General features: G+C 71.2%; 8 protein-coding genes. 2 read left to right on the top strand and 6 right to left on the bottom strand.

Features of this window, described 5'->3' with window-relative positions; translation table 11 throughout:
• Positions 1 to 319 precede the first annotated feature (319 nt).
• Genes EHS43_RS25885 through EHS43_RS25875 form a run of 3 tightly spaced genes read right to left on the bottom strand, consistent with a single transcriptional unit; the run spans position 320 to position 3,686 of the window.
• On the bottom strand, positions 320 to 1,069 hold the full coding sequence (locus EHS43_RS25885) for a succinate dehydrogenase/fumarate reductase iron-sulfur subunit (protein ID WP_125193164.1): 750 nt from the start codon (positions 1,067 to 1,069) through the stop codon (positions 320 to 322).
• Positions 1,066 to 3,012: a fumarate reductase/succinate dehydrogenase flavoprotein subunit gene (locus tag EHS43_RS25880; protein WP_125193163.1), complete on the bottom strand. Its 1,947-nt coding sequence runs from the start codon at positions 3,010 to 3,012 to the stop codon at positions 1,066 to 1,068. The genes EHS43_RS25885 and EHS43_RS25880 overlap by 4 nt, the downstream gene beginning before the upstream one ends.
• Before the next feature lie 2 nt (positions 3,013 to 3,014).
• A complete protein-coding gene (locus tag EHS43_RS25875; RefSeq protein ID WP_125193165.1) occupies positions 3,015 to 3,686 on the bottom strand; it encodes a succinate dehydrogenase in 672 nt (223 codons plus the stop codon).
• Positions 3,687 to 3,805: 119 nt separating this feature from the next.
• Between EHS43_RS25875 and EHS43_RS25870 the strand changes: the two genes are divergently transcribed.
• Positions 3,806 to 4,693, top strand: a complete 888-nt coding sequence (locus EHS43_RS25870; RefSeq protein ID WP_125193162.1) for a LysR family transcriptional regulator — start codon at positions 3,806 to 3,808, stop codon at positions 4,691 to 4,693.
• 38 nt (positions 4,694 to 4,731) lie between these two features.
• Positions 4,732 to 5,952 (top strand): PQQ-binding-like beta-propeller repeat protein, encoded by a 1,221-nt coding sequence (locus EHS43_RS25865; RefSeq protein WP_125193161.1) that lies wholly within the window; start codon positions 4,732 to 4,734, stop codon positions 5,950 to 5,952.
• Positions 5,953 to 5,965: 13 nt separating this feature from the next.
• On the opposite strand, the gene EHS43_RS25860 is transcribed toward EHS43_RS25865, so the two are convergent.
• The 3 genes from EHS43_RS25860 to EHS43_RS25850 all read right to left on the bottom strand — a co-directional run bounded on the left by EHS43_RS25860 (position 5,966) and on the right by EHS43_RS25850 (position 10,180).
• Entirely contained in the window at positions 5,966 to 8,110 is a 2,145-nt protein-coding gene (locus tag EHS43_RS25860; RefSeq protein ID WP_125193160.1) for a bifunctional diguanylate cyclase/phosphodiesterase, read from the bottom strand.
• On the bottom strand, positions 8,107 to 8,928 hold the full coding sequence (locus EHS43_RS25855) for an SAM-dependent methyltransferase (RefSeq protein WP_125193159.1): 822 nt from the start codon (positions 8,926 to 8,928) through the stop codon (positions 8,107 to 8,109). The genes EHS43_RS25860 and EHS43_RS25855 overlap by 4 nt, the downstream gene beginning before the upstream one ends.
• 283 nt (positions 8,929 to 9,211) lie before the next feature.
• Positions 9,212 to 10,180, bottom strand: coding sequence for an SCO0930 family lipoprotein (locus tag EHS43_RS25850; RefSeq protein ID WP_125193158.1), 969 nt, complete (start codon positions 10,178 to 10,180; stop codon positions 9,212 to 9,214).
• Positions 10,181 to 10,632: the final 452 nt, after the last annotated feature.

Raw genomic sequence — 10,632 nt, 5'->3', positions numbered from 1 at the left:
CTGCGGGGGTCGGTCGAGGGTGGAAACGCCGGTCATGGCACTCTCCAGGTCACGGGCGGAGGCGGCGAGCGGTGCCGCTGTCCCTGTTCTTCCGACGCCGGTTGGCGTGTACGTGACCGGTTCGGGGAGCCCGGATGTGCGGCGGCTGAACGCCTCGGGCCAGGTGTCCGGGAGCCCCGGCTGCGCCGACCGGCCGGTGTCCCGGCGGTGACCGGCGGGCGGCGGCCCACGGGTTTCGGCCTCTGCCGTCAACCTGGCGGGGCCGGACCTGAGCACCACGTCCGGCCCCACCCGTCCGCACCTTGTCGGCGAACGTCTCTCAGCGCCGCGCGGCCTTCCGGGTCGCCCGCAGCCACTCCTTGTTCATGCCGGTGATGGACACCAGCGGAATTCCCTTGGGGCAGGCGGTCGCGCACTCGCCCGTCAGGGTGCAGCCGCCGAAGCCCTCCGCGTCCATCTGCTCCACCATGTCGAGGACCCTGGTCTCCCGTTCCGGCGCGCCCTGCGGCAGCACGTTCAGGTGGTTCACCTTGGCCGAGGTGAAGAGCATCGCCGCGCCGTTGGGACAGGCCGCCACACACGCCCCGCACCCGATGCACTCGGCGTGCTCGAAGGCGAGGTCGGCGTCGGGCTTGGGCACCGGCGTGGCGTGCGCCTCCGGGGCCGACCCGGTGGGCGCCGTGATGTACCCGCCGGCCTGGATGATCCGGTCCAGGGACGAGCGGTCGACGACCAGGTCCTTGATCACCGGGAACGCGGACGCCCGCCACGGCTCGATGTCGATCGTGTCGCCGTCCGAGAAGGACCGCATGTGCAGCTGGCAGGTCGTCGTGCGCTCGGGTCCGTGCGCGTCGCCGTTGATGACCAGCGAGCACGCGCCGCAGATGCCCTCGCGGCAGTCGTGGTCGAAGGCGACGGGGTCCTCACCGCGCAGGATGAGCTCCTCGTTGAGGGTGTCCAGCATCTCCAGGAAGGACATGTCGGACGAGATGCCGTCCACCTCGTACGTGGACATCGCTCCGTCGGCGTCGGCGTTCTTCTGCCGCCAGACGCGCAGGGTGAGCTTCATGCGTAGCTCCGCTGGGTGGGGTGGACGTACTCGAAGACCAGGTCTTCCTTGTGCAGGACGGGCGCCTCGCCGGTGCCGGTGAACTCCCAGGCCGCCGCGTAGGCGAACTCCTCGTCCCTGCGGGCGGCTTCGCCGTCCGGCGTCTGGGACTCCTCGCGGAAGTGGCCGCCGCAGGACTCGGCGCGGTGCAGCGCGTCGAGGCACATCAGCTCGGCGAGCTCCAGGTAGTCGACGATCCGGTTCGCCTTCTCCAGGGACTGGTTGAACTCCTCGCCGGTGCCGGGGACCTTGATGCGCCGCCAGAACTCCTCGCGGATCTGCGGGATGCGCTCCAGGGCCTTGCGCAGACCGGAGTCGGAGCGCGCCATCCCGCAGAACTCCCACATGAGTTCGCCGAGTTCGCGGTGGAAGGAGTCCGGGGTGCGGTCCCCGTCGACGGCGAGGAGGAGGTGGATCCGGTCCTCGGTCTCCGCCAGCACCTCCTGGACCGCGGGGTGTTCGTCGGTCACCGCGTCCTGGTGCGGGTTGCGGGCCAGGTAGTCGTTGATGGTCGCCGGGAGGACGAAGTAGCCGTCGGCCAGGCCCTGCATCAGCGCGGAGGCGCCGAGCCGGTTCGCGCCGTGGTCCGAGAAGTTGGCCTCGCCGATCGCGAACAGGCCGGGGATCGTGGTCTGGAGGTCGTAGTCGACCCACAGTCCGCCCATCGTGTAGTGCACGGCGGGGTAGATCCGCATGGGCACCCGGTACGGATCCTCGTCGGTGATCCGCTGGTACATGTCGAAGAGGTTGCCGTATTTGGCCTCGACGGCCTTGCGTCCCATCCGCTCGATCGCGTCGGCGAAGTCCAGGTAGACGCCCTGCCCGCCGGGGCCGACCCCGCGCCCTTCGTCGCAGACGTTCTTCGCGGCGCGGGAGGCGATGTCGCGCGGGACGAGGTTGCCGAAGGAGGGGTAGATGCGCTCCAGGTAGTAGTCGCGCTCGTCCTCGGGGATCCTGTTCGGCGGCCGGTCGTCACCCTTGGCCTTCGGCACCCAGATCCGGCCGTCGTTGCGCAGCGACTCGCTCATCAGCGTCAGCTTGGACTGGTGGTCGCCGGTGCGCGGGATGCAGGTGGGGTGGATCTGCGTGAAGCAGGGGTTGGCGAAGTGGGCGCCGCGGCGATGGGCCCGCCAGATCGCCGTCGCGTTGGAGTTCATGGCGTTCGTCGACAGGTAGAAGACGTTGCCGTAGCCGCCGGAGGCCAGGACGACGGCGTCCGCGAAGTGCGTGCTGATCCGGCCGGTGACCAGGTCCCGGGCCACGATCCCCCGCGCCCGGCCGTCGATCACGATCAGGTCGAGCATCTCGGTGCGCGGGTGCATCTCGACGTTCCCGGCCGCGATCTGCCTCGACAGCGCCTGGTACGCGCCCAGCAGCAGCTGCTGACCCGTCTGCCCGCGGGCGTAGAAGGTCCGCGAGACCTGCACCCCGCCGAAGGAGCGGGTGTCGAGCAGGCCGCCGTACTCCCGCGCGAACGGCACGCCCTGCGCGACGCACTGGTCGATGATCTCGACGGAGATCTGCGCCAGGCGGTGGACGTTGGACTCGCGTGCCCTGAAGTCGCCGCCCTTGACGGTGTCGTAGAACAGCCGGTGGACGGAGTCGCCGTCGTTGCGGTAGTTCTTGGCCGCGTTGATGCCGCCCTGCGCTGCGATGGAGTGGGCGCGGCGCGGGGAGTCCTGGTAGCAGAACTGGACGACGTGGTAGCCCTGTTCGGCGAGGGTCGCGCCCGCTGAGCCGCCCGCGAGGCCGGTCCCGACCACGATCACCGTGTGCTTGCGGCGGTTGGCCGGGTTGACGAGCCTGGCCTCGAAACGGCGTTTGTCCCAGCGCTCGTTGACGGGTCCGGTAGGCGCCTTGCCGTCCGTCAGCGGCGCGCCGGTCGTGTAGTCGACGTAGGTCATGTTCAGCTCACCACTCCGGTCATGACACCCACGGGTACGGCGATGAAGCCGGCCGTGAGCAGCAGTGCGAGGACATTGGCGACGGCCTTGAGGGCGCGGTCGCGGGTGCGGCTGCCGACGCCGAGGGTCTGCGCGGCGCTCCAGAAGCCGTGCCGGACGTGCAGGCCGAGGGCGAGCATCGCGACGATGTAGATGACGTTCCCGTACCAGGTGGAGAAGGTGTCCACGACGTTCTGGTAGGGGTGGCCCTCCTGGAAGCCGCCGGAGTGCACGGTCCCGGTCGTCAGGTCCAGGATGTGCCAGACGATGAACAGGCCGAGGATGATCCCGCCCCAGCGCATGGTGCGGGTCGCGTAGCTCGCCCGCGGTTTCTTGTGGACGTACTTGCCGGGCCGTGCCCGGATGTCCCGGCGGCTGAGCTGGTAGGCGGAGGTGGCGTGCGCGACCACGGCGACGACGAGCACGACCCGGATCAGCCAGAGCGTCCACTCGTAGTGCATGAACGGTTCGCCGACCGTGCGCAGCCAGTGCGCGTAGTGGTTGAACTCGCCCGCCCCGAAGAAGATCTTCAGGTTGCCGATCATGTGGACGACCAGGTAGAGCAGCATGATCAGTCCGCTGACGGCCATCACGGCCTTCTTGCCGACGGAGCTGTCCCACACGGTGCGTGCCATGGACGGCCGTCGGTCCGTCCGCGTTGCCAGAGCCATGGTCACGACGCTAGGGCCGAACGGCCCCATCGGTCCAAGACATGGTCCGGCTTGATTCCATAGGCACCGGCTATCGTACGAGGATGCAGTTCCAGCAGCTCCAGTACTTCGTGGCGGTCGCCGAGACCCGGCACTTCACCCGTGCCGCCGAGGCGGTCCATGTCGCCCAGCCCTCCCTGTCGCAGCAGATCAGGGCGCTGGAGCGGGAGCTCGGCGCGGACCTCTTTTTGCGGGCGCGCGGCAACATCACCCTCACCGACGCGGGCGAGGCCCTGCTGCCGCTGGCCCGCCGCATCCTGGCCGACGCGGACACCGCCCGGCACGAGGTGCAGGAGCTGGTGCAGCTGCGCGGCGGCCGGGTCCGGCTGGGCGCCACACCGAGTCTGTGCACCGGTCTGCTGCCGGACGTGCTGCGCGCCTTCCACGACCGCTATCCCGGCATCCGGCTGATGATCGAGGAGGGCGGCTCCCACGACCTCGTACGACTGCTCGCGCGCGGCGCCCTCGACCTGGCCCTGGTGGTCCTCCCCCTGCCGACCCCGTCCCCGGCGCTGACGACGGTGGAGCTGCTGCGCGAGGACCTGGTCGTGGTCTCCTCGCCGGAGGCCCCGGCGCCGGGTGGTCCGGGCCGCCGTACCGTGCGGGTCGCCGATCTGGAGAGCGAGCCGCTGGTGATGTTCCGGCACGGCTACGACCTGCGCGAACTGACCGTGGCCGCGTGCCGCGCCGAGGGCTTCGAACCGGACTTCGCGGTGGAGGGCGGGGAGATGGACGCGGTCCTCGGCTTCGTACGGGCCGGCCTGGGCGTGGCCGTCGTACCGCGCATGATCGCCACGCGCTCCGGGCGGGGGCTGCGGGTCACCCCGCTCGCCCGCCCCGGACTGCACCGGACGATCGCCCTGGCCCACCGCAGCGATGTGGCTCCCCCGCGTGCGGCACGGGAGTTGCAGCGGATGCTGCTGGAGCGCTGAGCGGTCGTAGCATGAGGTCTTCTCGCAGGGGGTGGCGGATGGTGCGACGATTCGCGGTGACGGGCGCGGCACTGCTGGTGCTGGTGGGGTGCGCGGGGAACGCCGCGTCCGGCGGGTCTGCCGCGTCGACGACCGCCGGAGCGGGGCCGTCGATGACCACGGCGTCCACGTCCGTCTCGGGTCCGTGGCGCGCGTGGACGGTGTCCCTCTCCCGCGGGGAGGCCCGCGGCGGTTGCGGCGCGACGGCGCATCAGGTGGTGTGCGCGACCGACTCCGGCGCACTCGTCGGGCGTTCACGGGCCGACGGCCGTGTCACCTGGACCGTGCCCGCCCACGACCGCGGCAGAAGTGCCGGACTGGTCGTCGACGCGGCCGGCGAACGGGCGGTGACCGGCGTCGCGGATGTGCTCCGCGCGGCGAACCTGCGCACGGGTGCGCGGGCGTGGACCCATCGGGCGCCCACCGGCAGGACCTACGCCGCCCTCGGCGCGGCGGACGGTGTCGTCCTCGCCCTCGCGACGTCGGACCCCTCGTCACGTACCGCCGTGCTGGAGGCCGTTCGCGCGTCCGACGGCAGGTCCCTGTGGCACCGGACCGTCGCCCGCAGCGCGGGCGAGCCCCTGGCCGCCTTCGGGGGCCGCGTCTACACGGCCGACGGGACCCGGGTCACCGCCCGCGACGCCCGCACCGGCGCCACCGTGGCGACCAGCCCCGCGGGCGTGGAGTGCCCGCACCTCGTCACCGGCGGCCACTACCTGGTCTGCACCGGCAGCCCGTTCTCCGCCGGGGACACCTTCCCGCCCATGCGCCGCCTGGATCCGGCGACGCTGAAGCCGCTGCCGACCCCGCGGAACACGGCCGACAAGCCGGTGCGCGGGGTGATCTCCGACGACGGGGTCCTGGTGCTGTACGAGGCCGGCGCCGAGGACACGAGCGCGGGCAACTGGTACGCGTACGACCTGGAGAAGGACCGCGGACTGTGGAGCACGTACGCCACCGAGGCGGACGCCGGCGTGACGGCCGGCCGGTTCGTGACGTTCACCCCCGCCAACGACAGCGCCGGGCGGGGCCGCGTGATCACGATCGACCTGCACTCCGGCCCGCGCGGGACCGGGAGCGCCGCGCCCCGCATGTCCCCGGCGTACGCGCAGACCAGGGACGGCGAACACCCCGTGCTCCTCGCCCCGGGCGGCGGTACGGGCCACGTCGTCGTCATGGCCCGTACCCACGGTGCGCTGCGGTCGCTCCCGCTGCCCTGAGCGAGCGGGGCGTTCAGCCCGTCGCGTCCACCAGCGCCAGCTCGTGCAGCCGCTCCGGCGGGCCCGGGCGGGCGTAGTACCAGCCCTGGGCCGTGTCGCAGCCCAGTATCCGCAACTGCTCGGCCTGGGCCCCGGTTTCGACGCCTTCGACCGTCACCGCGAGGTCCAGGCCATGTGCCAGCGAGACGATCCCCTCGACGATCTTGAGGTCGACCGGGTCGGCGGGGAACTGCTGCATGCTCTGGGTGAAGGAGCGGTCCAGCTTGAGGACGCTGACCGGGAGGCGGCGGAGGTTCGCCAGGTTCGAGTAGCCGGTGCCGAAGTCGTCCAGGGCGATGTCGACGCCCATCTCGGCGAGTCGGCGCAGCGGCTTGAGCAGGTCGTCGTCGGCGCCGATGAGGGCCGACTCGGTGACTTCGAGGCAGAGCGCGTCCGGGGCGACGCCCGCACGCTCCAGGATGTCCACGGTGTCCTGGACCAGGCCGGGGTGGGTCAGTTGGCAGGGCGAGAGGTTGACGTTGATGCGGAGCGGTCCGCCCGCGGTGTTCTCGCCGTACCGTTCTCGCCATTCACGGGCCTGCCGCACCGACTGCTCCAGCACCCAGCGGCCCAGCGGCACGATGAGCCCGGTGTGCTCGGCGAGCGGGATGAACCGGTCGGGGCCGAGGACGCCGTGCTGCGGGTGCAGCCAGCGCACCAGCGCCTCCGCGCCCCGCACACTGCCGTCACCGAGGTGCACCAGGGGCTGGTACTCGATGAAGAACTCGCCCCGGTCCAGGGCCGCGGGCAGCTGGGTGGTCAGCCCGTGCCGGGTGATGGCGCGGGCGTCGGCCTCCGGGTCGGCCAGTTCGAAGCGGTTGCCGCCCGCCGACTTGGCCCGGTACATCGTGATGTCGGCGCTGCGCAGCACCTCCGCGGGGCCCCGCTCCCCCGCCGGGCCCTCGACGATGCCGATGCTGCCGCGCACGGTCAGCTCCCGGCCGTCGATACGGACCGGGGCGAGCAGGACGTTCATGATGCGCGCGGCGAGGTCGTCGACCTCGCTCTCGGTGTCGGGTCCGGTGGTCAGCGCCACGAACTCGTCACCGCCGAGCCGGGCCACCATCTCGCCCGGCGCGGTCGCGCAGGACTGGAGCCGGTCGGCGACCTCGACGAGCAGCCGGTCGCCGGCCGCGTGCCCGAGGCTGTCGTTGATCGCCTTGAAGCCGTCGAGGTCGAGGTAGCACAGGCCGAACCGCTGGCCCTCGCCCGCGCTCAGCGCCTTCTCCAGGCGCTCGAAGAACAGAGTGCGGTTGGGCAGTCCGGTGAGGGCGTCGTGCGTGGCCTCGTAGCGCAGCCGGAGGTTGAGCAGCCGGCGCTCGGTGGTGTCCTCCATGAGGGCGAGCTGGTACTGCGGGGTGCCGTCGGCGTCGCGCAGCAGGGAGACCGTCAGGTTGGTCCACAGGACCGTTCCGTCAGGGCGGTAGAAGGCCTTTTCGAGGTGGTAGTGCTCGCGCTCGCCGCGGACGAGTTCGTCGTAGAGCGTCCAGGTCTGCGGTGCGTCCTCGGGGTGCGTCCACTCCCGCACGTTGCGGCCGCGCATGGTCTGGTCGGTGATGCCGAACATGCGCAGCAGGGCACCGTTGACCTGGAGGACCTTGCCGTCCAGGTCGGCGATGCCGATTCCTATGGCCGCGCCCTCGAAGACCGCCCGGAACCGGGCCTCGGTCGCGTGCAGTGCCTGTGCCACCACGCCCTGCGCCTCCAGGGCGGCCTGTGCGATGGCCTCCTGCTCGGCCAGCGTCCGCTCGCGCAGCGCCTGCGCGAACCCGGCGGCCATGGCGTGCTGGAGGCGGGCGGAGCGGGACCGCAGGTCCTCGCGGTCGCCGTCGCCGCCGCAGTAGAGCACCAGGTAGGCGTCGACGCAGTCCAGGGACCGGCTCAGCGCCTCCGGGTCGGTGCAGTGCGCGCCGACGAGGGCGGCGCCGACCGCCCGGCCCGCGTCGGTGTCGACGGTCCTGGCCGCGAGTGCCTCGCTCAACCGGCGGGCCAGCCGCAGCAGTTGCTCCTCGAACTCCGGCCGGGTCGCGGAGGTCGACGTCACCGGGAACACGGCGCGGCTCCAGATCGTCGCGAACCGGCGCAGTCTGTCCTCCGGGCCGTCCGGCTCCGCGCTCACGCCGTCCGCCCCACGCCGCCGAACTGGGAGAAGGCCCAGGGATCCTCTTCGTCGGGATCCCAGTTCTCCGACTCCGGCCGCCACCGCGGCATCGGTACCAGTCCGGGTTCCACCATGTCGTACCCCTCGAAGAACCGTGCGATCTCGTTGTGCGAGCGCATGATCAGCGGGTTGCGGATGTCCTCGTACACGTCCATCGCGCCCTGGACCTGCTCCGGCGACAGCGGGATCCCCTCGAAGGCGGCATGCGTGAGCACCAGCAGGCTGCCGGGCGCGAACGCGTCGCGCAGCTCGGCCACCGCATCGTAGGGGTCGTCCGCGTCTTCCACGAAGTGCAGTATGGCAACGAGAAGCACCGCCACCGGACGGTTCGGGTCGATCAGCCGCCGGACCTCGGAACTCTCCAGGATCTCCTCGGGCTTGCGGAGGTCGGCCGCGACGACGTCCGCGTCCGGGTTATCCGCGATGACCGCCTGGCTGTGCGCGACCGCCACCGGATCGTGGTCGACGTAGACGACACGGGCGCCGGGGCTGGCGCTCTGGGCGACCTCGTGAACGTTGCCGAACGTGGGGATGCCGGAGCCGATGTCGAGGAACTGCGTGATGCCCTGGCCGACGGCGAAGCGCACCGCCCGGCGCATGAACGCCCGGTTCGCCTGCATGATCTTCGGCAGTCCCGGTACGTGCTCCATGGCTTTGCGGGCCGCCGCCCGGTCGGCCTCGAAGTTGTGCGAACCGCCCAGGTAGAAGTCGTAGATACGCGCCACGCTCGGCACCGAGATGTCGATGCTCCGGGGAGCCCAGGCGGGACGCTCCATGTATCTCTCCAAGGCGTAGGCGATCCGGTGTTCGAGCTGAGGCTACTGATCGCCCGCCAATGGAGCGAGCGGAAACGGAAATTGACCGTCCGTTCCCGGTCACTGCCTGCGGCACGTGCCGCCCGGAAGTGGCTGCGGATGCGCTACGAAACGTAGGCGCCGCGCTCCGGAGCGTTCCGGAACGGGCGTCGAATCGCGGGGGGTTGGGGGGAATGACGGCAAACCGGTCCGACCCCTCCGTGCGGCGCGGAGGGGTCGGACCGGTGGATCGGCTGGGCCGGTGTCACTTGTCGGAGACGCCGACCATGTCTCCGTTGGGACGGACGGCGTACCAGGTGCCGCCGACGCCCTGGCCGTTGGTGTCGCCGGGCTGCTTGTCCGCCGCGAAGGTGTAGATCGGCGAGCAGTTGACCGTCTGCTGCCTGACGCCGTCGGAACGGGTGAAGCTCATCAGGCCCTTCTTCTGCACGCCCTTGGTGTCGTTCGCCGACACGGGCGCGACGGCCGGCCACTTCTCCAGGCAGGCCCCGTTGCAGTTGGAGACCGGCTCGGGCCAGGCCTTGTCCTTGGCGAAGCGGTAGACCGTCATGCCGTTCTTGTCGACGACGATCTCGCCCAGTTCGGGGTCGTTGCGCGTGGACAGTCCGGGCAGGCTGGTGACCGAGGCCTTCTTGCCGGACGGCGCCAGCGCGTACCACTTGCCGCCCACGCCCTGGCCGGTCAGGTCGCCGGCCTTGGTGTCCTTGGCGTAGCGGTAGGCCGGCCAGCCGGCGATGGTCAGCTGCTTGGTGCCGTCGGCACGGGTCACCTCACCGAGCAGCGCCTTGTCGATCCCGGCACCGGCCGAGGCGTCGTCCGCGGGCACCGGCGGCCAGGCCGTGGCGCAGTCGCCGTTGCAGTTCGACTTCGGCGGCTCGGCGGTGTCCTCGTCGAAGCGGTAGAGGGTGAGGCCGGTGGCGTCGGTCAGCACGTCCCCGAGCTCGGCGTTCGCGGACACCTGCAACTTGCCGGCCGAGGCCGACTGGGCTCCCAGGTTCCCCTGGCCGATCGCGGTAGAGCTCGCCGTGGGGCTGGGGCTGGTGCCCGTCCCGATTCCGGAGCCGACACCGCCGTAACCACCCGCTGCCGCGGTGGCTCCGACGTTCTGGCTGCCCACCGCCGACGTGCCGCCTTCCTGACCGCACGCCGTCGTCAGCGCCAGCACCGCCGCGGCGCTTGCCACGAGTGAGGCGTTCCGCCAGGAGGTCTTCATCGTCAACTCCCCATAATTCAAAAGGGTGTTGCAGCGCCCTACTGCGCCGCCGCACGACATTGGATACGCAGCGGAGCAGGGGTTGTGTTCAACCGTCCCGCAAAATTCTTTTCGGAAGCTGTGACCGCACCCGTCCCGGGCCGCACAGACGTACGCCCCATCGGACGGGTGAGCGTCACGGATTCAAACACCGGGCGCCCCTTTGTCCCTCCTTCGGAGCAATCTCTTCGTGCCCGTGCGTGAGATCGCGCGGCAGGCCTCATGATCTCCGTCGTGTATCGACCCGAATCACCCCAATCCGCCACCGCCATACGCGCGTTGGCCCTGCTGGCCTTGACGTGGGCGCTCATCGGCCCCACGGCCGGGCGGGCCGAGGCGGATGCCTGCGCCTACGCCTCGGTCGGCCCCGGGGGCACCGAGGTGGTGGCGGTCGCCGGAAGCCTCACCTGGCC

Origin of the sequence: Streptomyces sp. RP5T, from assembly GCF_003933965.1 — a bacterium.
Lineage (GTDB): Bacteria > Actinomycetota > Actinomycetes > Streptomycetales > Streptomycetaceae > Streptomyces.
Note: the sequence above shows the minus strand (reverse complement) of the source record. Positions and strands in the feature narration are given on the sequence as shown.

Bases quoted from the DNA above. Each gene is read 5' to 3' on its own strand.
- EHS43_RS25875 (WP_125193165.1), bottom strand. From the start codon at position 3,686: ATGGCACGCACCGTGTGGGACAGCTCCGTCGGCAAGAAGGCCGTGATG.
- EHS43_RS25850 (WP_125193158.1), bottom strand. From the start codon at position 10,180: ATGAAGACCTCCTGGCGGAACGCCTCACTCGTGGCAAGCGCCGCGGCG.
- EHS43_RS25885 (WP_125193164.1), bottom strand. From the start codon at position 1,069: ATGAAGCTCACCCTGCGCGTCTGGCGGCAGAAGAACGCCGACGCCGAC.
- EHS43_RS25865 (WP_125193161.1), top strand. From the start codon at position 4,732: ATGGTGCGACGATTCGCGGTGACGGGCGCGGCACTGCTGGTGCTGGTG.
- EHS43_RS25855 (WP_125193159.1), bottom strand. From the start codon at position 8,928: ATGGAGCGTCCCGCCTGGGCTCCCCGGAGCATCGACATCTCGGTGCCG.
- EHS43_RS25870 (WP_125193162.1), top strand. From the start codon at position 3,806: ATGCAGTTCCAGCAGCTCCAGTACTTCGTGGCGGTCGCCGAGACCCGG.
- EHS43_RS25880 (WP_125193163.1), bottom strand. From the start codon at position 3,012: ATGACCTACGTCGACTACACGACCGGCGCGCCGCTGACGGACGGCAAG.